The sequence below is a fragment of the Streptomyces sp. P1-3 genome (genome assembly GCF_050613155.1).
Taxonomy (GTDB): Bacteria; Actinomycetota; Actinomycetes; order Streptomycetales; family Streptomycetaceae; genus Streptomyces.
The window spans coordinates 518,039-537,004 of record NZ_CP192512.1; the positions used below are offsets into that span (position 1 = coordinate 518,039).

At 69.8% G+C, this 18,966-nt stretch carries 21 protein-coding genes and 2 pseudogenes; 17 read left to right on the forward strand and 6 right to left on the reverse strand.

Annotated features, from left to right (window positions below; genetic code table 11):
- The first annotated feature begins 64 nt into the window (after window positions 1–64).
- Both ACQUSR_RS02080 and ACQUSR_RS02085 read left to right on the forward strand, forming a co-directional pair.
- Window positions 65–1,201 carry an aromatic ring-hydroxylating oxygenase subunit alpha gene (locus tag ACQUSR_RS02080; RefSeq protein ID WP_431040797.1) on the forward strand — a complete coding sequence of 379 codons (1,137 nt, stop codon included), beginning with the start codon at window positions 65–67 and terminating at the stop codon, window positions 1,199–1,201.
- A complete protein-coding gene (locus ACQUSR_RS02085; RefSeq protein WP_431040798.1) occupies window positions 1,201–1,965 on the forward strand; it encodes an alpha/beta fold hydrolase in 765 nt (254 codons plus the stop codon). The genes ACQUSR_RS02080 and ACQUSR_RS02085 overlap by 1 nt, the downstream gene beginning before the upstream one ends.
- An 8-nt stretch (window positions 1,966–1,973) precedes the next feature.
- On the opposite strand, the gene ACQUSR_RS02090 is transcribed toward ACQUSR_RS02085, so the two are convergent.
- On the reverse strand, window positions 1,974–2,558 hold the full coding sequence (locus ACQUSR_RS02090; RefSeq protein ID WP_431040799.1) for a TetR/AcrR family transcriptional regulator: 585 nt from the start codon (window positions 2,556–2,558) through the stop codon (window positions 1,974–1,976).
- Window positions 2,559–2,584: 26 nt separating this feature from the next.
- Here ACQUSR_RS02090 and ACQUSR_RS02095 point away from each other — a divergent pair, with 26 nt between their 5' ends.
- The 11 genes from ACQUSR_RS02095 to ACQUSR_RS02145 all read left to right on the forward strand — a co-directional run bounded on the left by ACQUSR_RS02095 (window position 2,585) and on the right by ACQUSR_RS02145 (window position 14,488).
- Window positions 2,585–3,814, forward strand: a complete 1,230-nt coding sequence (locus ACQUSR_RS02095) for an MFS transporter (protein WP_431040800.1) — start codon at window positions 2,585–2,587, stop codon at window positions 3,812–3,814.
- A 15-nt stretch (window positions 3,815–3,829) separates the two neighbouring features.
- The gene (locus ACQUSR_RS02100; protein ID WP_431040801.1) at window positions 3,830–4,792 is read left to right on the forward strand and encodes an LLM class flavin-dependent oxidoreductase; all 963 of its coding nucleotides are present in this window, start codon (window positions 3,830–3,832) and stop codon (window positions 4,790–4,792) included.
- The gene (locus ACQUSR_RS02105) at window positions 4,789–5,967 is read left to right on the forward strand and encodes a cytochrome P450 (protein ID WP_431040802.1); all 1,179 of its coding nucleotides are present in this window, start codon (window positions 4,789–4,791) and stop codon (window positions 5,965–5,967) included. Before ACQUSR_RS02100 ends, ACQUSR_RS02105 begins: the two co-directional genes overlap by 4 nt.
- 3 nt (window positions 5,968–5,970) lie before the next feature.
- Entirely contained in the window at window positions 5,971–7,284 is a 1,314-nt protein-coding gene (locus ACQUSR_RS02110) for an NADH-ubiquinone oxidoreductase-F iron-sulfur binding region domain-containing protein (RefSeq protein WP_431040803.1), read from the forward strand.
- Between the two features lie 82 nt (window positions 7,285–7,366).
- Window positions 7,367–7,558, forward strand: coding sequence for a ferredoxin (locus tag ACQUSR_RS02115; protein WP_431040804.1), 192 nt, complete (start codon window positions 7,367–7,369; stop codon window positions 7,556–7,558).
- Window positions 7,559–7,651: 93 nt separating this feature from the next.
- Window positions 7,652–8,089, forward strand: a complete 438-nt coding sequence (locus ACQUSR_RS02120; protein WP_431040805.1) for a YybH family protein — start codon at window positions 7,652–7,654, stop codon at window positions 8,087–8,089.
- Window positions 8,086–8,946, forward strand: a complete 861-nt coding sequence (locus ACQUSR_RS02125; RefSeq protein WP_431040806.1) for a DUF1028 domain-containing protein — start codon at window positions 8,086–8,088, stop codon at window positions 8,944–8,946. Before ACQUSR_RS02120 ends, ACQUSR_RS02125 begins: the two co-directional genes overlap by 4 nt.
- On the forward strand, window positions 8,943–9,830 hold the full coding sequence (locus tag ACQUSR_RS02130; protein ID WP_431040807.1) for a dimethylarginine dimethylaminohydrolase family protein: 888 nt from the start codon (window positions 8,943–8,945) through the stop codon (window positions 9,828–9,830). Before ACQUSR_RS02125 ends, ACQUSR_RS02130 begins: the two co-directional genes overlap by 4 nt.
- Window positions 9,831–9,849: 19 nt before the next feature.
- Window positions 9,850–11,337: a S41 family peptidase gene (locus ACQUSR_RS02135; RefSeq protein ID WP_431040808.1), complete on the forward strand. Its 1,488-nt coding sequence runs from the start codon at window positions 9,850–9,852 to the stop codon at window positions 11,335–11,337.
- Window positions 11,338–11,675: 338 nt separating this feature from the next.
- A complete protein-coding gene (locus ACQUSR_RS02140) occupies window positions 11,676–13,325 on the forward strand; it encodes an ankyrin repeat domain-containing protein (protein WP_431040809.1) in 1,650 nt (549 codons plus the stop codon).
- Between the two features lie 11 nt (window positions 13,326–13,336).
- Window positions 13,337–14,488, forward strand: coding sequence for an abortive phage infection protein (locus ACQUSR_RS02145; RefSeq protein ID WP_431040810.1), 1,152 nt, complete (start codon window positions 13,337–13,339; stop codon window positions 14,486–14,488).
- Window positions 14,489–14,526: 38 nt separating this feature from the next.
- Here ACQUSR_RS02145 and ACQUSR_RS02150 read toward each other — a convergent pair whose 3' ends face one another.
- From ACQUSR_RS02150 to ACQUSR_RS02160, 3 genes are all read right to left on the reverse strand, one after another.
- Window positions 14,527–14,769: a hypothetical protein gene (locus tag ACQUSR_RS02150; RefSeq protein WP_431040811.1), complete on the reverse strand. Its 243-nt coding sequence runs from the start codon at window positions 14,767–14,769 to the stop codon at window positions 14,527–14,529.
- Window positions 14,766–15,356, reverse strand: a complete 591-nt coding sequence (locus ACQUSR_RS02155) for a dioxygenase family protein (protein WP_431040812.1) — start codon at window positions 15,354–15,356, stop codon at window positions 14,766–14,768. The genes ACQUSR_RS02150 and ACQUSR_RS02155 overlap by 4 nt, the downstream gene beginning before the upstream one ends.
- Before the next feature lie 135 nt (window positions 15,357–15,491).
- Window positions 15,492–15,836 (reverse strand): EthD domain-containing protein, encoded by a 345-nt coding sequence (locus ACQUSR_RS02160; RefSeq protein WP_431040813.1) that lies wholly within the window; start codon window positions 15,834–15,836, stop codon window positions 15,492–15,494.
- Window positions 15,837–15,946: 110 nt separating this feature from the next.
- On the opposite strand from ACQUSR_RS02160, the gene ACQUSR_RS02165 reads away from it, so the two are divergent.
- A complete protein-coding gene (locus ACQUSR_RS02165; protein WP_431040814.1) occupies window positions 15,947–16,429 on the forward strand; it encodes a MarR family winged helix-turn-helix transcriptional regulator in 483 nt (160 codons plus the stop codon).
- 380 nt (window positions 16,430–16,809) lie between these two features.
- On the opposite strand, the gene ACQUSR_RS02170 is transcribed toward ACQUSR_RS02165, so the two are convergent.
- Together ACQUSR_RS02170 and ACQUSR_RS02175 are read right to left on the reverse strand one after the other, a co-directional pair.
- Entirely contained in the window at window positions 16,810–16,995 is a 186-nt protein-coding gene (locus ACQUSR_RS02170; protein WP_431040815.1) for a hypothetical protein, read from the reverse strand.
- 216 nt (window positions 16,996–17,211) lie between these two features.
- Window positions 17,212–17,427: pseudogene (locus ACQUSR_RS02175) on the reverse strand (transposase); the annotation flags it as partial.
- Window positions 17,428–17,549: 122 nt separating this feature from the next.
- On the opposite strand from ACQUSR_RS02175, the gene ACQUSR_RS02180 reads away from it, so the two are divergent.
- From ACQUSR_RS02180 to ACQUSR_RS02190, 3 genes and pseudogenes are all read left to right on the forward strand, one after another.
- The gene (locus tag ACQUSR_RS02180; RefSeq protein ID WP_431040816.1) at window positions 17,550–18,050 is read left to right on the forward strand and encodes a hypothetical protein; all 501 of its coding nucleotides are present in this window, start codon (window positions 17,550–17,552) and stop codon (window positions 18,048–18,050) included.
- Window positions 18,047–18,238, forward strand: a pseudogene (locus tag ACQUSR_RS02185) (IS21 family transposase); the annotation flags it as partial. The gene ACQUSR_RS02180 and the pseudogene ACQUSR_RS02185, both read left to right, overlap by 4 nt.
- A 157-nt stretch (window positions 18,239–18,395) precedes the next feature.
- Window positions 18,396–18,959, forward strand: coding sequence for an MBL fold metallo-hydrolase (locus ACQUSR_RS02190; RefSeq protein ID WP_431040817.1), 564 nt, complete (start codon window positions 18,396–18,398; stop codon window positions 18,957–18,959).
- Window positions 18,960–18,966: the final 7 nt, after the last annotated feature.

Genomic DNA, 18,966 nt, shown 5'->3' on the forward strand with positions numbered 1-18,966 from the left:
GGCTGTTTTTGAACAGAAGTTCAACAACGGATATTGGACCCCTGTCCAGGAAAGGGTGAGTGGGATGACGGACACCGCGACGCAGTTCCTCCCGCCGAGTGCCTACTTCGACGCCGACTGGTACGAACGGGAGCAACTGGAGCTATTCAGCTGCACCTGGCGCTACGCCGGCACCACCGACGACCTCAAATCTCCAAGCGCCTACCGGGCGGTTCAGGTGGGGCGGCATCCGCTGGTCGTGGTGCGGGGCAAGGACGGCGAGCTGCGCGCCTTCCACAACGTCTGCCGCCACCGCGGCACCGCCGTCCTGTCGGGCAGCGGGGTGGTGGAGAAGCAGATCGTCTGCCCGTACCACAACTGGACCTATGGGCTGGACGGCTGCCTGCTGGCCGTCACCCAGCGCAACGAGGTCGATCCGAACCTCGACCGCTCCAAGCTCGGCCTGCACCAAGCCTCTGTGGCGGTCTGGCGCGGTCTGGTGTTCGTCCACCCGGATCCCGCCCCGGAGCCGCTGACCGACTGGCTGGCAGACCTGCCCGACCGCATGGCGCCCTACGACCCGCAACAGCTCGCCGAATTCGGGGAGCCGCAGCGGTACCACATCAAGGCCAACTGGAAGGTGTTCATGGAGAACGCCTTGGACAACTATCACCTGGGCTACGTACACAAGGAGACACTGGTCGGTTACGACCACAAGCGGCAGGAACAGGCCGCTTGCGGCGACCGGCACTGGTTCTTCTACGAGCCGCCGCTCAAGCCCGGTCAGCTGACACCCATGGAGGCCGAGGCCGGGCTCAAGCCGATCGCCACCGAGCCCCGCTGGTACGGCTCCGCGTTCGGCCTGATCTTCCCCAACCTGTTCGTGCTGTCCTCGGCCGTCTGGTGGTCGAGCATCGAGGTGATCCCCACCGGCCCCGAGACCACCACATTCGAGATGCGCACCCGCTTCCAGCCCGGCCAGAACGGCAAGCTCGCCGTGGCGGGGCTGAAGGCAGCCGTGGGCGACCTGACCAGGCGGGTCCTGCGCAAGGAGCGCACGTACGACCTGATCGAGGAGGACGTCTTCTGCTGCGAAGCCGTACAGGTGGGCATCAGGTCGCCGCGCTTCTCCGTCGGCCCGATCGCCTACCGATACGAGCGCGGCATCCAGGCCTTCCAGCGCAACGTCCTCGACTACGTGCCGCTGGAGACGGGGCGGTGATGGTCACGGTGCCCGGCGGTCGGCTGGCCGTCGTGGTGCGGGAGGGCGGCACCGCCACGCCCGTGCTGTTCCTGCACGGGCTCAACAGCTCAGCCGACGTCTGGAGCGCCGTTTTCGACCTGCTGCCGCGCGACCGCGCGCTGGCCGCCATGAACCTGCGGGGGCACGGCGGCTCCACCCGCGAGGGCTCCTTCGAGATCGCGCGCCAGACGGCCGACGTGCTCGCCGTCATCGACTGGCTCGGCTGGCCGAGGGCCCACCTCGTCGGCTCCTCCTTCGGCGGCGGCCTCGCCCTGGCCGTGGCCGCCGCACACCCCGGCCGGGCTGCCACGGTCACGATGTTCGGCACCGCGCTGGACCCGGCTCCCGAGATCTTGAAACCGGCCCTGGACCTTCTGGCCCGCGCCGGGGTCATGGGCTTCTTCGCTGCGATCGCCCGCGAGTGGACCTTTCCCCCCGATGCCGATCCCGGCTTGGTGGCTGAGGCCAACCGGGTGGCTGCCGCCAACTCGCCGGCAACCGTCGCCCGATTGCTGGAAGCGGGGTTCACTGCCGACTTCCGGCAGGCGGCGGCAGAGGTGGGCTGCTCCGTTCTCGTTGCGCGCGGCGAGCACGACAGGACCTGCCCTCACGGGGCGGCCGCGAAGACGGCGGCGGCGCTGAGCACTGAGCTGCACACCGTGCCGGGCGTCGGTCACCTGCCCATGGCCGAGGCGCCGGACCTGGCCGCGGCCCTGATCGCGAGCTCTTGGAGGCAGAGATGAGGGACGGCTCAGCGGTAGCGGTCAAGGAGGTTGTCGACCGTGGCGACCAGGCGGCGCTCCGGATACTCCTTTGGGTTCATGATCCCGTGCAGTGTCAGCCCGTCGACCAGCGCCACCAGCGCGTCGGCGATCTCCTCGGGGTCCTGCTCGGAGGTCATCTCCCCGAGCGCGGCCGCGATGCGCACCAGCACGCGAACGGTGTCGCGCCACTCGCGGAAGCTGGCGTGGCGCCGCGCCCGTGTCGCCTCGGACGTCGCCATCGCGCCCCACGACATGACCAGTACTTGCGTCTCCACGGCGGCGTCGCCGATGGGCAGCGCCGCCAGCAACACCTCCCGCACCGCGTCGCGGCCGGAACGACCTGCGAGGCGGGCGGTCAGTTGCTTGCGCGCCGCCTCGTAAGCACGCTCCAGCGCGGCGTCGAGGATCGCGTCCTTGTCGGGGAAGTAGTAGGCCAGCAGTCCGTGCGCATAACCGGCGTCCTTGGCGATCTCCCGCGTGGTGGTGCCAGCCAGCCCGAGCCTGCGGATCGTGCGCCAGGTCGCCGAGATCAGCTCCTCACGGCGCGCGGCATGGTCAACCACCTTCGGCATAGCTCCGCATGTTACGGCAGCCGCTCATGACCACCGCCGACGTACGCGTTGGCGTGGGCTTTCGGCTGGGCCTCGGCGCCATCTCCTTCGGCATGCTGGCGGCGCTGCTCACTCCTGCGCAGATCCTGCTGCCGCTGCAGGCCGCCAAACTGGGCGGCGAGTCCAAGGCGGGCACGCTGGCGCTGGTCTCCTCCCTCGGCGGCCTCGCGGGCGTCCTCGCGGCCCCGCTGGTCGGCATGGTCTCCGATCGCACCAGATCCCGGTACGGCAGACGCCGCACCTGGGCGCTGGCCAGCGCGGTGATCGGGGCGCTCGGACTGGCCGGTCTGGCCGCGGCCGCCACCACCCCGGCGCTGATGCTGGCCTTCGGCGTGCTCCAGATCGGTATCGGTGGTGTGATCGCCAGCTCGCTCGCCCTCGTCGCCGACCAGGTGCCGCAGGGGCAGCGGGGCGAGATCTCCGGGGTGTTCGGGGTGGCCGGCGCACTCTCCCCCGTCTTCGGCGCCTGGGTGTTCAGCCTGCTGGGCGGAGACGCGCGGGCGACCTACCTGGTGCTCGGCGTGCTGATGCTGGGCGGCGGGCTCCTGCTGCTGGTCACCGTCCGCGAGCCGTCCAGCAGCTCGGACGCGGTCCGGCCGTGGGACTGGCAGGAGTGGCTGGCCTGTGTCCGGCTCAACCCGCGCCGTGACCCCGACCTCGGCTGGATGTGGCTGACCCGCTTCCTGGTCTTCCTCGGGCTGGCGCTCTCGCTCGGGTTCAGCCTCTACTGGGTGCAAGAAGTGCTCGCTCCCGGCGCCGGACCGGCCGAGGTGGCCGAGTACATAGCTGTTTCCACGTCCGTGTATGCGCTGGTGGCCGTGGTCTCCGGGGTGGTCGTCGGCATCGTCTCCGACCGGCTGATGCGCAGGAAGCCGTTCGTCGTCGGCGCCGGGCTCGTGCTCAGCGTGTGCTCGGTGGCCAACCTGGCCTGGCCGACGTGGACGGGCATCCTCATCGTTGCCGCCGTCACCGGGCTGGCCTTCGGCGTCTACTCGACCATGGACCTCGCCGTCGCCGCCGACGTGCTCCCCCGCGCCGACGAGCGCGCCCGCGACCTGGGCGTGCTACAGAGCGCCAACACCCTGCCCAGCCTGGCCGGCCCCGCCCTCGGCGCCGTGATGCTGTCCGGCGCCGGATTCACCGGCCTCTACGCCGCCGCCGCGCTGTGCATGGCTGGCGCCGCCTTCACCGTCACCCGGATCACCGCGGTCCGCTAGCCGAAGGAGTACACCGTGCGATTGAGCCTCAGCTTCAGCGGGTTCGGGCCGCTGCCGCCCACGCTGCGCGCAGCCGCAGCCGCGGAGGCCGCCGGGCTGGACGGCGTGTGGATGTGCGAGCACCTCGGCTTCACCGACGCCGTAGTGCCCGCCGCCGCGGTACTCGCCCGCACCGGCCGCCTCGAGGTGGGCCTGGTGGGACCCACCCCGATTGCCCGGCATCCCGCGCTGCTGGCGATGGAGCTGGCCTCGCTGGCCGCGCTCGCCCCCGGACGGGTCCGGGTCCAGGTCGGACTCGGCGACGCCCTGCTGGCCGGCATGCTCGGCGGCGACCACCGCCGGGGTCTGCGCATCGCCGGAGAGCTGGTCGGCGTGCTGCGGCGGCTGCTGGCCGGGGAACGCGTCGACGGGGAGCTGGCCGGGCACCGCTTCGACGGCTGCGCCATCGCCTCGCCGCAGGTGTCGCCCGTCATCGACCTGCTCGCCGTACGGCCGCGCATGCTGGAACTGGCGGGGCGGGTCGCCGACGGCGTCTCACTGACCGCCGGCGCCTCGCTCGACTACCTGGCCGCCTCTGTCTCCTCAGTGGTCAAGACGCTGGCCGACGCCGGGCGCGACCGGGCGGACTTCCGGATCTCGGCGACCGTGCTCGGCTCGATCGGCCAGGACGAGGAGAGCGCCGCGGCGATGCTCGTGCCGATCCTGGCCGGGTTCAGCCCGTCCGGGTTCGAGGTGACCGCGCCCGGCCTGTTCGACCCCGCCGCGCTGGCGGACGCCGAAGCGGGGCGGTTGCCGATGGCCGCGCTGCTGACCATCGCCGCCCTGTCCGAGCTGGCGCTGGTCGCCACGCCGAGCACGCTTCCCGCGGCACTGGGCCGCCTGGCCGCGACCGGGATCGACGAGGTCGCGCTCGGCCTGGTCAACCCGCCCGACCAACTGCCCGGCCTGTTGGAGCTACTCGGAAAGGCCAGGCCATGACCTACACCATCGAGGGCCTGATCGTGCCCGACCCCTATCCGCTCTACCGTGAGCTGCGCGAGCGCGCGCCGGTCCATCGCACACCCGACGGCCTCTGGCTGATCAGCCGGCACGCCGACGTGCGGGCCTTGCTGCTCGACCCGCGCGCCACCAGCAATCCGGCGGCCCGGCCGGACTACCGGGACTGGGCCGAACAGCACCTCGACGGGGTGGACGGGCCGGTGGCCCGCTGGCAGCGCTCGATGTTCGTGTTCATGGACGACCCCGAGCACCGGCGGCTGCGGCAACTGTTCCAGCAGGCGTTCACCCCCGCCTCCGTGCAGGCACTCCGCCCCAGGCTGGAGGCGGCCGCGGCCGAGCTGATGAAGGCGGCCGGAACCTCCCTGGAGGTGGTGTCAGAGTTCGCCCTGCCGCTGACGACCGCGCTCATTGGCGAGCTGGTCGGCGTGCCGGAGGAAGACCGCGCCGACTGCGTGCGCCGGGCCGAGCTCACCGGGCGCACACTCGCACCGGTCGTGCCGCCCACGGTGCTGGAGGCGGCCGCGGACTCGCTGGCCGAGTCGACCGCCTACTTCCTCGACCTGGTCGAGCGGCGCAGGAGAGAACCGCGGAACGATCTGCTGACCGCGCTCACCGCGGTCATGACGCCGCAGGAGGTGGTCTCCAGCGCCCTGCTGCTGTTCAACGCCGGGCACGAGACGACCACCGCGCTCATCGCCAACGCCGTGCACGTCCTGCTCGAACATCCGGACCAGCTTGACCTGCTGCGGGCCACGCCGTCGCTGCTGACCGGCGCCGTCGAGGAGGTGCTCAGGTTCGAGCCGTCCTTCCAGTTCGGGCTCAAGGTGGCCCGCGCGCCGATCGAACTGGACGGGACCACGATCCCGGCCGGGGCCCCGATCGTCCTGTTCGGCGCGGCCGCCAACCGGGACCCGGCCGAGTTCCCCGACCCGGAACGCTTCCTGATCACCCGTAAGGGCGGCCGGCACCTGGCGTTCGGGATGGGGATGCACCACTGCCTGGGCGCGCCCCTGGCCCGCATGGAGGCACGGATCGCGCTGAGCGCACTCCTGGCTGCCTGGCCGTCCTTCGAGCTCGGACCCGGTGCGCCGGTGCGGCCGGCAACGCCCGGCTCGCTGCGCACCTTCGAACGCCTGCCCATCAGGAGGTGCTGAACGATGAACAACGCGACCCTTGTGGCTGTACCGGCCGGGGGCGGCACGGCCGTGGTGGGGAGTGTCAGGGAGGATCTTGCTCGGTATCTCGCCTCGGGTGGCGACAGCGCGTTGCGACACTCGCCGGAGGCGGCGCTGGCCGCGATCCGCGCCGCCGAGCTGCGGGGGCGGGGCGGGGCCGGGTTCCCGGTCGCCGCGAAGATCGAGGCGGTCCGGGCCGCGGACGGCCCGCGCGTGCTCGTCGCCAACGGGGAGGAGGGCGAGCCGGCCAGCGTCAAGGACCGCTACCTGATGCGTATCCGGCCCCACCTGGTGCTGGAGGGCATGCTCCTCGCCGGGCACCTGGCGGGCGCCGACCGTGCGGTCCTGTACGTCTCCGACGCCCCCTCCGCCCGCTCAGTGCGGCGGGCGCTGGCGGAGCGTGCGGCCGCGATTTTCGACCACGGGCCGAAACGGCAGGCACCGACCGAGGTTGAGGCCTTCGACCACCGGCAGGCACCCGCCGAACGTGTGGCCGGGGTCGAGATCTTCGACGCCGAGCCCGGCTTCGTCAGCGGCGAGGAGACCGCGCTCGTGCGCGCGATCGACGGCGGCCCTGCCAAACCCACGGCCAAGCCGCCCCGGCCCTTCGAACAGGGCGTCGCCGGCCGGCCCACGCTGGTGCTCAACGTCGAGTCGCTGGCCAGGATGGCGCTGCTGACCCGGTTCCGGCGCAGCGGCCTGCTGGTGACGCTCTCGGGCTCGGGTGCGCCGCCGGTGCTGACGGAGGTCCCGCATGGGGTACGGCTGGCCGAGCTGGCCGCCCGGTTCGGCTACGACGCCTGCCGGGGCTTCCTGGCCGGCGGCTTCTCCGGCGGGCTGCTGCCGCCCTCGGCCGGGGGCACGCCCCTGACCCACGAGGCCATGCGCGCAATCGGCAGCACGCTGGGCTGCGGCGCCCTGGTGGCCATCGGGCACGACGACTGCCCGGTGGCGGCCGCCGCCGACGTGCTGGCCTTCTTCGACCGGGCCAACGCCGGCCAGTGCGGAAGCTGCGTCAAGGGCACGAGCGCCATGGCCGGGGTCGCGGAGGCGCTGCGCGCGGGCACGGCGGTGGCCGAGCAGGTGGACCGGCTGGAGCAGTGGGCGGGGCGGCTGCGCGGCCGCGGCGCCTGCGGCACGCTCGACGCCGCCTGCCTGACCGCAGACAGCCTGCTGCGCCACTTCCCGGACGAGATCCGGCACCACCTGGCCGAGTCGTGCGCGCGCTGCGTCCGGCTGCCGGTGGGCGCCGACACCCGCTTCCGGGTGCACCCACCCGAACCCGAGGAGGGCTGAAGGCCACATCAGGCATCCCTGGGTGAGCCAACCCTACGTATGGCTCGCTCAGCCCACACAACAAAGTACGGAGGGCTGACAGATGCGCGTGAACGTCGACGGGACCAAATGCGCCGCCTACGCGCTGTGCGCGGAGATCGCGCCTGAGATCTTCGACCTGGATGACTTCGGCTACGCCGTGGCGACGCGGGATGACGTCCCGGCGGAGCTGGAGGTGGCGGCCGGGGAAGCCATCGAAGCCTGCCCGGCCCGGGCCATCCGCCGCCTCACATGACGGCGGACCCCCCTTGCAGCCCGCCGCCTCGACCGGCGGCGGACCTCACCATCCGCTGGCTCCGTGCCGGCGGCTCATCGGAAGGAGTGTGACATGAGCGACGACGAGCGGCGCATCCGCGAACTGCACGACGGCTGGGTGACGGCCAACGGCACCGGTGACATCGACTGGCTGCGCGCCCATCTGACCGGTGACGACTTCGTCATGTGGAACACGTTGGGCAGCAACTTCTTCGGCCTCGACGGCATCGTCGAGCTCTGGAAGCAGCTGATCGCGATGGCCGGCGAGGCCGAACCCGGGAAGGTCGTCTCGGAGTCCTGGGACGAGCGGATCATGGTCGGCGGGGATCTGGCCGTGGTCAGCTACCTGTGCCGGCTGACCGTCGACTTCGGGCCGGGCGGCGAGGAGGCGGGCGGCAACCTTGACGAGCGCTACCGCGCCACCGAGGTCTACCAGCGGCGCGACGGCGACTGGAAGATGATCCACTACCACGGCTCGCCCCACCAGCCCGGCGTCATGGGCGGGTCATGACCTTCTCAATTGCCGCGCGCTGCGCGCGCACCGGCCAGATGGGCGTCGCGGTGGCCTCGCACTCCCTCGCCGTCGGCGGGGTGGTGCCGTGGGCCCGCCCGGGCGTGGGCGCCGGCGTCACCCAGGCGCTCACCGACCAGCGGTACGGCCGGCTCCTTTCCGACATGCTGGCCAGCGGCCTGGCCCCGCAGATGGCGTTGAAGATCGCCTTGGCCGACGACGAGAACGCCGCGCTGCGCCAGATCGGGCTCGTGGACGTCCATGGCCGCACCGCCGGGCACACCGGCGCCTCCTGTGGGGGCCACGCAGGATGGCGGGCCGGCGCGGGCGTCGTGGCCCAGGGCAACATTCTCACCGCCGACGGGTTGTGGGAACTCATGGTCGACCGGTTCACCACCACGCCGGGCGACCTGGCCGACCGGCTGCTGACCGCCCTGCGCGCCGCCGAGGAGGCGGGTGGCGACGTGCGCGGCAAGCAGGCCGCCAGCCTGCGTGTCGTGGACGCGACGCCGGACGGCGACGTCCTGCTCGACCTGCGCGTCGACGATCACCCCGATCCGCTCTCTGAGCTGGAGCGCCTGGTCGGGCTCTGGCGCGGCGACCGCCTGATGCGCTCATCCATCGCCGCCATGCTCGCCGGCGGCGAGCCGGAGCCGATCCTGACCGATCTCGACCTGGCCCAGCAGGCCTTCGGCGCCGGCAACCGGGAGCCCTCCTTCTGGCGGTGCCTCGCGCTGGCCGCCGCCGACCGCTCCGCCGAGGGCCTGCTCAACGAGCTCGTCCGGGAGAACCCAGGCTGGGCCGAGCTCTATCACCGCATCCACACCATCACATCTGCATCGAAGAGGACATCATGATCGAAATCAGTGTCACCAGCGACATCGGCCGACTCCGGGACGTGGTCGTGGGCCCGTTCAAGGCGTTCACCCTGGAGGACCTCATTCGCGAGGGGGAGGTCGACGGCGGTGACGGCGACGAGCAGCTCCTCACCGAGATGCTCGCCCGCTACTCCCTCGAGGCCCCCGACCCCACGATCGCAGCCAAGCAGCACGCCCAACTCATAGCGGTGCTGGAGGAGCACGACGTGACCGTCCGCTGGGCGGACCCCGTCGACTGCTCCATCCAGATGTACACCCGGGACATGGGCTTCGCCATCGACGACGTCTTCTTCCTGGCCCGTCCGGCCACCCCCACCCGGCAGCGGGAGCAGTCGGGGCTGCTGAGCCTGCAGTCGCGCATGTCCAAGGTACGCGCGCTGGACGCCGGCTTCATCGAGGGCGGCGACGTACTGGTCACCCCCTCCGAGGTGCTGGTCGGGCTGGGTGACAGCACCGACGAGGAGGGTGTCGAGGCGCTGCGCCGGGCTATGGCCGCCGCCGGCCTGTCGCGTGAGGTGGTGCCGATGCGCTTCTCCCACCGGGGCGTGGTCCACCTGGACGTGCACTTCACGCTCGCCTCTCCCGAGGTCGGCCTCGTCAACCCCGCCGCCTTCGACGCCGAGAGCCTCGACCACCTGAAGAACCGCTTCAAGCTGATCACCGTGACACCAGGGGAGGTACGGGCGCTCGCGATCAACACGGTCGCGCTCGGGCCCGACCGGCTGCTCATCCAGACCGGGCTCGAGCGGCTTGAGGCCGAGCTGTCCCGGCACGGCATCACCCCCGTACCGGTGAACTTCTCAGAAATCACCCGCTTCCCCGGTGGCCTGCACTGCGCGACGCTCCCCCTGGTCAGGGAGTAACGGCGACAGCTTCCCCAGCGTGCCCGGTTCGGCGGCGCCGAGGTCGCGCAGGGCGCCCGGCAGCCGCCGGCCCGGGCGTCCCCTGATCGGCGACCGGCTCGCTATCACCGGAGCCCGCTGGGGGCTCACCGGCGTCGAAGCCGTCATCAGGCTCCGCGCTCGCATCAGCAATGGCGACTTCGACCCCTACCGGCGCTATCACCTCGCTTGCGAACACGAACACCTTTACCCCGCCCGCAACAAGGAAAGAAATGATGCAAGAGACCGCGCAAGACTACTTGTCAGGGTTCTCAACCTGATCCAGGAGAACGCCCTCAACCGTCGGAAGGTGGACTGGGAAGGGTTTCGCCGGGAAGCGTACGAGGCCATCGCGGACGCGACATCCCCGCGAGAGACCTACGACCAGATCCGCAAGGCGATCACCGCTCTGGACGACCCCCACACGGTCTTCCTCACGCCGGATGAGGTGGCCACAGCCTTCAGCGAGGAAGCAACGGCCGCGGCCCCCATGCCGAGCGGACGGCTGGTCGACGGGCACCACCCGCTGGTCGTCGTTCCGGAAGCGACGGGAACCGAGGAGGCCGACCGGCGCTACGTCGATACGGGCGCCGCACTCATACGAGAGCCAGACGCACACCGGCCAGATGGCTGGGTTGTCGACCTTCGCGGCAACACCGGCGGCAACATGTACCCGATGATGACCGTCCTCGCACCATTGCTCGGTGACGGGCCGCTTGGCTCCTTCGTGGATGGGGACGGGAAAACAACAGGCCGATGGAGTCTGTGCGACGGCATCGTCTATCACGACGAGGAAGCGATGTCGCCGGTGCCCAATCCGTACCTGCCCGCAGTCTCCCAGGCACGTGTGGCGGTGCTCATCGACGGCGAAACGATGAGCGCCGCGGAGGCCACGCTCATCGCTTTCCTGGGAAAGGAAAACGTACGGACCGCGTGTGTACGGCAACGCTCCCATCCTGCCGGACAAGATCATGCCCGCACGGGATGCTCTCGCCTCCGCCGTGGCATGGCTCCAGACTTGAACGACGAAGCTCCTCCACCCGGGCTGGCGCCGACTCCCTACTGCTCCAGCCTCTCAACCAACGGGGCTGTTGTCGCCCCTACGTCATCCCGACTCGAAGTCCCTTCAGAGGAACTGCACCCATGTCGGAGACATAGCACACCGGGTGCGGTCCGCCGCGTTGCCGAACCTGTGCGCGAGGCAGTCACACGACAGGAGGGGCGAGTTGGACTCCACGCACGCGAGCGCGAAAGACGGCGGCAACAGGGCCTCCTGGTGCTTGGTTGGTTCGCACCCCCGAGCTACCAAGAGGCCCTGCTCGCCGACGAGACCGTCGCCGAACTGGAGATGATCGTCGGGTTCGACGACGAGCTCGGCACCGAGTCGACGAGGACCAGCCGTTCATCCGGGAATGACTGTGCTCGACCGCCCACCGGTTGCCGGCCTGGACCGGAACGCGCACACCCTTGCTGGCGATCTCGCCGGTGAAGCCAGGTGCCGCCAGTGCGCCGCGGGTCTCGCCGCTGTCGTAACCACAGTCGAGGTTGAGGTTGACCTGCTGGGGCAGCAGTCCGGCCTGCTGCTTGACGGCTTCCAGGGTCGGCGGGCACGGGAGCGTCCGGGCAATGCACACAACTCGGCCATACACACTCCGACCGAGGGTCTGAGCAGGTGAGGAAACCTGTTGGTGTACGCTGGGTGCGCGCTTAGGGCGCACCCGGTCCGCGGGAAGGGCTAAGCCCACCTGATGCTTGTCGATCGACCCGATCCGACCTCTTTTCCGGCCTGACGATGCGGACACCAGGCGCAAACGGAATGGAGGCCTCGTGCCCATCCATCGCCTGCCCGACAACCCCAGCCTCGAACGGCTCCGCAAGCACGCCAAGACGTTGCTTCAGTATGTGAAGGCGCAACGGCCCGAGGCGCTCGGACTCGTCAACGAGTTCCACCCCCGGCCGCCGGAGAGGCTCAAACTGTCCGACGCGCAGCTGGTCACTGCCCGCATGTACGGTTTTGCGAGCTGGCCCCGGCTGAAGGAGCACATCGACACCTTCGAGCGGTACTCCCGAGCACCGCACCGTGTCGAGACCAGCCACGAACTGCCGGAAGAGTTCCTGCGGCTCGCCTGCCTCACTTACGGAGACGACTATCCGGGTCGCACACGGGAGGCCGACCTGCTGCTGGCCCGGAATCCGCAGCTGCTCACCGCGAACGTCTTCACGATGGCAGCCACCGGTGCGGCCGACGAACTCGCTGACGCGCTGGCCGAGAATCCACAGCTCGCCCGGGCACAGGGCGGCCCCTTCGGTTGGGAACCGCTGCTGTACCTGGCCTACGCACGTCTTGAGGCTCCCGGCCGCTGTGTGGCAGCGGCCCGGGTCCTGCTCGAGCACGGCGCTGATCCGAACGCCGGATTCCTATGGGAGGGGCTCACCTCGCCGTTCACCGCGCTCACCGGCGCGTTCGGCGGCGGAGAGGGCGACCAGTCACCGCATCCGCACGGCATGGCGCTGGCCAGGCTGTTGCTGGAAGCCGGGGCGGACCCCAACGACAGCCAGACCCTGTACAACCGCGGGCTCGGCGGGTCCTTCTCGGACGACACCGCGCACCTTCAGCTGCTGCTGGAGTTCGGCCTGGGCCGTGGCGAGGGAGGGCCTTGGCACGCCCGCCTGGGGCCGACGCTGCAGTCCCCGCAGCAGATGCTGCGCGATGAGCTGGCCACCGCCGCGCTGCGGGGCGGCCCGCGGCGGGCCCGGCTGCTCCTCGCACACGGTGCGGAGGTGGATGGCATCGGCCAGCATCCCGCGTACGGCAGGCGCACGCCGTACGAACTGGCCTTGCTGGGCGGACATACCGAGGTCGCCGAGATCCTCGCCGCGGCCGGCGCCTCGGAAGCATTGGATGAGATCGACGGGTTCACCGCCGCTTGCATGCGCGCCGACGCAGACGTGGTGGCCGGATTCGCCCCGGACCTGCTGGCACGTGCCCGTACCGAGTCCCCGGAACTGATCAATCGTGCGGCCGAGCAGCGCAAGCCAGCGGCGGTGAGGCTGCTCGCCGGGCTCGGCTTCGACGTGAACCATCTACACCAAAGCACCCCGCTGCACGAAGCGGCCTGGAACGACGACGTCGAGACGGCCAGGACGCTGATCGAACTCGGCGCCGACCCGACGTCAAGGACACCGAGCACGGCTCCACCCCGCTGGGCTGGGCTGAGTACAGCGGCAGGAACCGTGTGGCGGCCTATCTGCGGACTCTTGGGGCATAGAGCGCGCAAAGCTCCCTGGCTAGTCACCGTCGGACTGGCCAGGGAGCAGTCCGGGCGGTCCAGGGGGATCGCGTTGTCGGCAGGCCCGCGCGCCCAGCGGCCGGTCCGAAGGCAGCCAGTCCTCGTCAGGTTTGGTTCCCACCCCTCATCATCGAGTCGGAGGCGGTTCATGCTTGGGGCTGATGTGGGGGCGTGCGGTGTGTCGTAGCGTCGGAGGACGTGAGCGATTCAGTGGCTGTGTTCGATCGGGCGGGTTTTCTGAAGCGGGCTGCGGCGTTGGGGTTGTTGGCGCAGGCGGGCCCATTGGCGTTGGCTGCAGAGGCCGGGGCTGACGCGGGCCGGGCCTTGGCCTATCGGGGTGTCTGTTATGACACAGGCGTCAACTTCGCGCCGGGGTATCTGTCGCGTGAGGTGTGGAGTCGGCGTCTGCTGGAGGGTGAGCTGGACGCGATTCGGGGTGGGCTGCAGTGCAACTCGGTGAACGTGTTCGGCTCGAGCTTGGAGCGGCTGATGGACACGTCGGCGGCGGCGCTGCGGCGCGGCCTGCACGTGTGGCTGCAGCCGCGGTTGGTGGACTCGCCGCAGGAGCGGGTGCTCGAGCACCTCGCGCGTGCCGCGCGGGAGGCGGAGCGGCTGCGCCGTCGCTACGGGCGGGTGACGTTGAACGTGGGCTGCGAGTACAGCATCTTCGTGCCGGGGATCCTGCCGGGCGACAGCTGGCAGGAGCGCTCGGCGGCGCTGGCGGATCCAGGCGTTGACTTCGAGCGGCTGGCGCGCCGGTTGAACGCCTTCGTCGCGCGTGCCGCCGCGGTGGCTCGGTCGCACTTTCGCGGTCGCGTCACCTACGCCTCGGGTGCCTGGGAGTCCATCGACTGGACTCCATTCGACTTCGTCGGACTCGACTACTACTCCTATCACCGCCAGCGCGTCGGCTACGTCAAGGAACTGCGCGGCTACCGCGACTGGCGCAAGCCGATCGTGATCTGCGAGTTCGGCTCCACCACCCACAAGGGAGCAGCCAAGAAGGGCGGCGACGGCGACGCCATCGTCGACTGGAACAAGCCCCACCCCGAGGTCTTGGGCAATCCGGTGCGCAGCGAGGCCGAGCAGGCCCGCCACATCGTGGAGCTGCTCGACATCTTCGAGTCTCAGCGCATCTACGCCGCGTCGGTTTACGCGTTCATCGAGCCGGTGGCGGCCTACTCCCCCGACCCCCGCTACGACCTCGACATGGGCAGCTTCGGGATCGTCAAGGCGATCCGCAAAGACCACGAGAACTCCGCCTCCCCGTACCACTGGGAGCCAAAGCACGCGTTCCATGCGCTCGCACGCCACAACCGCGAAGCCGCACGGCGCGCTATGGCGCGGTAGCCCCTAGTACTCCAGTCGCAGTTCGCTATTCGTGCTGGTCAGGAGCCTGTTTCTGAGTTGCTGGTGGCGCTGCTGGGGTCGCTCGCGGCGCCGACTGCGACCAGCAGGGGCACGTAGTGGTCGGCCGTCGGGTGGGCGACCGAGGCGCCGGGCGCCTTGCGCCGGTAGTCAGTGAGGGCATCGACATCGCCCCGCCCGAGTGCGTCGACGGCCCACTCGTCGAAGGCTTTGGTGTGTGCGGCGAGGTCCGGACGGCGGAAGACCGCGAAGCTGTGGGTCATGAAGCCCGAGCCGATGACCAGGCTCCTTCATCACGCAGGGATCGCAGACGTGCCCCGAACTCGAGCAACGCAGCGGGGTCAAGGCTGGGCATCGACAGTTGGACGACCGGAACGTCGGCCGCGGGATACATGGCCATGAGGGGGATGAACGCGCCGTGGTCGAGGCCTCGGTCAGGGTGCTCGTGCACCATGGTCGCCGGACTGAGCGCGGCCGCGAGCCGACGGGCGAGGTCGGTCGCGTCCGGGGTCGCGTAAGGCAGGGTCTTGTAGCGAGGGTGGAAGCCGCTGAAGTCGTAGTAGAGCGGGGTGCCCGCCGCCGCGCCCGAGATCGCGGCCGGTGCGTCCTCCCAGTGCGCTGAGATGATCACGATGGCTTTCGGTTTGGGCAGGGACTGCGCCCAGGTGAACAGGTCGTCGAGCCACTGCGGATCGTCGAGGGTGAAGGGCGCTCCGTGGCTGATGAACAGGCTCGGCAGCGCCCCATCGGCAGGGACCCAGAGCCGCTGTTCGTGGGCCCGAGGGAGGACCCGGGCGAGGTGATCGTCGTAGGCCCCGGCCGGGATGTGGGGCGTGTGCAGGGCGGTCATAGCGTGTCGCTCCTTACCGAACGGGGGCGGGCGTGGCCCGGGCGGCCTGATCGTCAGGTCGCCCGGGACTCATTCCGGGTGATTCACCTGTGGCCGGTTGCTGGCCCGGGGGCGAGTCGTCGCCGACGGCGGTGCTCAGCCGAAGATCGGGCTCTCGGTGGAGTAGAGGAAACGGGTCTGGGAGCGGTCGAGGAAGTTCTCCTCGTCCGCGGCGACGGTCGTGGTGTAGGTGTCGGAGGTGAACCAGCGGGCGGCGTCGGCGATGCCGTCGACCCACACCTCGGCGACACCGTCGTAGACGGCGGTGCTTATGCCGGGGATCTCGTCGTCGGTGGGCAGGAGCTGGACGTAGCGCCGGACCGGGACCTCTCCGCCGGGCAGGCTCGAGAGCAGCGGGGTGTGCTTCTGCGTCCAGTAGTCCACGAACTCCTCGTGGGAGAGGTCTGCCCGCCGGGTCAGGAAGATGCTGAGCTTGATCACAGAGGACTCCTTGAGACCGCGTTTAACTTGCCTGGGCAACTCATAAGGTAGACGGCACTGACTTGCCTAGGCAACAGATGTCTCTTGCCTGGGCAAGTAGGATGGATCATATGTATGAACCGTCACCGTGGCTCGACACCGAGCAGCAGGAACTTTGGCAGGACCTTCTCACCGTCGTGATCGCGCTGCCTGCGGCCCTGGACCGCCAGCTGCAGCGCGACGCGGGCATCTCGAACTTCGAGTACGGTGTGCTCGCCCGGTTGTCGATGGCGCATCAGGTCACCATGCGATTCAGCGAGTTGGCCCGGGACTGCAACAGCACTCTCCCGCGGCTGTCGAAGCTGATGGACCGCTTCGAGGCGCGAGAGTGGATCGTTCGTCGAGTTGACCCGAGCGACGGTCGCTACACCCTGGCCACGCTGACCGACAGTGGTCGGCAGAAGGTGGTCGACAGCGCGCCGGGGCATGTCGCGCAGGTGCGCCGACTCGTGTTCGACCCTCTCACCGCTGCGCAGCGCCGCCACTTCGGCGCGGCACTTTCCAGCGTCGCCGAGACCGTGCGGCGGGAGGCGGCCGGTGGTCCCACCGGGTGAGTGCGCTCACCGCCCGCTCGGCGCGCGGCCTTCGTTTCGCGGCGCACTGCCGAACTACCTGTCACCGGCATGGTCGCGCATGTTGCGTGAGGCGACATGTCACCATTGTCTGCGATGTCAAACACGTCGCGCCACATAAAGAATGCAATAAATCGGCGCACCAGCCACTAAGACCGTGTCCTATGTGGCGAGGCGGATGTTGGACCGTTACGGGCTTACCTCGGCGCTACCCCTTATGGCCTTGTCGGCGTCTCCGCACAGCCCAGCGTTTTCACCAGGAACCGCCTCCAGTCGATGTGGCGTCCCCTCCTGCGACAGGAGGTACCCGAAGAGTCGTGCAAAGCGTGGAAGGGGAGGCAGCGGTGTGGGTTGCGATGTCGCTACTGGCAGGTCTCACCCTCCTCGGGTTCGGCACCCATGAGGCCATGGTCCAGCACCGCCTCCAGCGCGAGGGGATCCGCGTCAGGGGCCTGGTGGTCCGCCACCACGTAGAAGGCTCCGAAATTGATGGTGGCCTTGCCTACTTCGCGGTGGTCGAATTCGTTGATGCGCAGGGTAGTCGGCACGCGTTCCAGGCCGGGTCATCCGGAGTCAAGGGCCTTCCCGTGGGCCGTGGGGTCCCGGTGCGCTACCTTCCCGAGGCCCCGAAGAGCGCGCGAATCGACCTCCAAAGGAGACGGATTGCGGAGGTCGCGGCTCGTCTCGCGGGCGGCACCCTGTTCACGGCCATCGGGATCTGGATGCTCGCCACCGGCCGTTGAGCTTGTTCCTCAGACCGTGTGCTACATGGTCAGCTTGAGGAATCGCTTGTAGCAGCACAGGGCCGCTGCGAGGCCGAGAAGGGCGAGGTAATTGCGGGAATTGCATTCGTAGCGGGGGCTGAGTCGGCGGTAGCCGGACAGCCACGAGATCGTCCGCTCGATCACCCACCTGCGGCGGCCCAGGCGTTCGCTGGACTCGATACCTTTGCGGGCGATGCGTACGCCGGTGCGCTTGCCTCGTGTCGGCGTACACGTGAACGTCCCCACCCGCGTACGGATGAAAGGGGACAGTTGTTGATGCGGTGAGACCTGTTGCTCGGCACTCTGCTGCTTGATCGATGCGGGACGGCGGAGGGCGGTTGACGGTGGTCTTGGATCCGCATCGCTGGCTGGAACTGCGGCGTTTCCGTGGCCTGTTGGAGTCCGGGGCGATGAGCCTGTCGGAGATCGCCAGGGAGACGGGACTGGACCGGAAGACGGTCCGCAAGTACCTCTCGGCGCCGGGCCCGGCGACTCCTCCGCGGCGGTCGCCGAGCGGGCGGTCCCGGGCGAGGGTGATCGACGAGTTCGCGCCGCTGGTCGACTCGATACTGCGGGCCGAGGTCCTGATGAAGTCCGCGGTCATCCACGAGCGGCTGGCCAGCGAGTACGGGTTCACCGGCAACTACCAGCGGGTCAAGCTCTATGTCCAGGAAGCCCGGCCCAGGATCGCCGAGGAACTGGGCATCACGCCGAAGGAGCTGGCCGGCATGCACCGCCGCTTCGAGGTCATCCCGGGCGCCCAGGCCCAGGTGACTGGGGCGATGAAGGGAAGATCCTCGCCCACATGGGCATCGGGAAGGTCTACTCCTTCCACATGACGTTGTCGTACCCCCGCGACCCGTTCTGCTGTTTCACCACCAGCCAGGACCTGCAGACCTTCTTCGACTGCCACCGCCGGGCGTTTGCGCACTTCGGCGGGGTGCCGATGACGATCGTGTACGACCGCACCAAGACCGTCGTGCGCCGCCACGTCGCCCCGGGTGAGGCGGTCCCGCTGCATCCGGAGGCGGTCGGCTTCGCCGGCCACTACGACTTCGACATCGACGTGCTCGCCGCATACCGGCCCACCGGCAAAGGCCGCATCGAACGGCAGATCCTCATCGTCCGTGACCACGTCCTGTCCGGCCGGGCCTTCTCCTCCGTCGAGGAGATGCCGCAGCGCCGTGTACACGATCCTGACCACCGGATACGTCGGCTCCACCGGCCCCGGAGTCGCCGCCACCGTCTCCTACGTATCCGACGCCGGCCGGCATGTGATCTTCGACCCGGGCATGGTGGCGAGCCGCGACCGTATCCTCGCCCCGCTCGAGGAGTTGGGGCTCGGCCCCGACGACATCACCGACGTGGTGCTCAGCCACCACCACCCGGACAACACCATGAACGTGGGCCTGTTCCCACGGGCCCGGGTGCACGACCACAAGGTGGAGTACCTCGGCGATCAGTGGAGGAACCGGGATGCGGAGGGTTACGAACTCACCCCGTCGCTACGGTTGATCCGCACTCCGGGCCACAGCGCCGAGGACATCACACTGCTGGCGGGCACGGACTCGGGCGTGGTCGCCTTCGCCGGTGACCTGTGGTGGCACGCGGACGGCCCGGCGGACGACCCAGTAGCCCCCGACCGTGAGGTGCTGCGCGCCTCCCGGCTCCGGGTGCTGACCGCCGCGGACCTGATCGTGCCCGGCCACGGCGGCCCGTTCAAGGCCGACGACACCACGCCGCGCTAGCCGCTCT

Excerpts from the sequence above, each read along its gene's own strand:
- ACQUSR_RS02080 (WP_431040797.1), top strand. The coding sequence starts at position 65 with ATGACGGACACCGCGACGCAGTTCCTCCCGCCGAGTGCCTACTTCGAC.
- ACQUSR_RS02085 (WP_431040798.1), top strand. The coding sequence starts at position 1,201 with ATGGTCACGGTGCCCGGCGGTCGGCTGGCCGTCGTGGTGCGGGAGGGC.
- ACQUSR_RS02090 (WP_431040799.1), bottom strand. The coding sequence starts at position 2,558 with ATGCCGAAGGTGGTTGACCATGCCGCGCGCCGTGAGGAGCTGATCTCG.
- ACQUSR_RS02095 (WP_431040800.1), top strand. The coding sequence starts at position 2,585 with ATGACCACCGCCGACGTACGCGTTGGCGTGGGCTTTCGGCTGGGCCTC.
- ACQUSR_RS02105 (WP_431040802.1), top strand. The coding sequence starts at position 4,789 with ATGACCTACACCATCGAGGGCCTGATCGTGCCCGACCCCTATCCGCTC.
- ACQUSR_RS02110 (WP_431040803.1), top strand. The coding sequence starts at position 5,971 with ATGAACAACGCGACCCTTGTGGCTGTACCGGCCGGGGGCGGCACGGCC.
- ACQUSR_RS02115 (WP_431040804.1), top strand. The coding sequence starts at position 7,367 with ATGCGCGTGAACGTCGACGGGACCAAATGCGCCGCCTACGCGCTGTGC.
- ACQUSR_RS02120 (WP_431040805.1), top strand. The coding sequence starts at position 7,652 with ATGAGCGACGACGAGCGGCGCATCCGCGAACTGCACGACGGCTGGGTG.
- ACQUSR_RS02125 (WP_431040806.1), top strand. The coding sequence starts at position 8,086 with ATGACCTTCTCAATTGCCGCGCGCTGCGCGCGCACCGGCCAGATGGGC.
- ACQUSR_RS02130 (WP_431040807.1), top strand. The coding sequence starts at position 8,943 with ATGATCGAAATCAGTGTCACCAGCGACATCGGCCGACTCCGGGACGTG.
- ACQUSR_RS02150 (WP_431040811.1), bottom strand. The coding sequence starts at position 14,769 with ATGACCCACAGCTTCGCGGTCTTCCGCCGTCCGGACCTCGCCGCACAC.
- ACQUSR_RS02155 (WP_431040812.1), bottom strand. The coding sequence starts at position 15,356 with ATGACCGCCCTGCACACGCCCCACATCCCGGCCGGGGCCTACGACGAT.
- ACQUSR_RS02165 (WP_431040814.1), top strand. The coding sequence starts at position 15,947 with ATGTATGAACCGTCACCGTGGCTCGACACCGAGCAGCAGGAACTTTGG.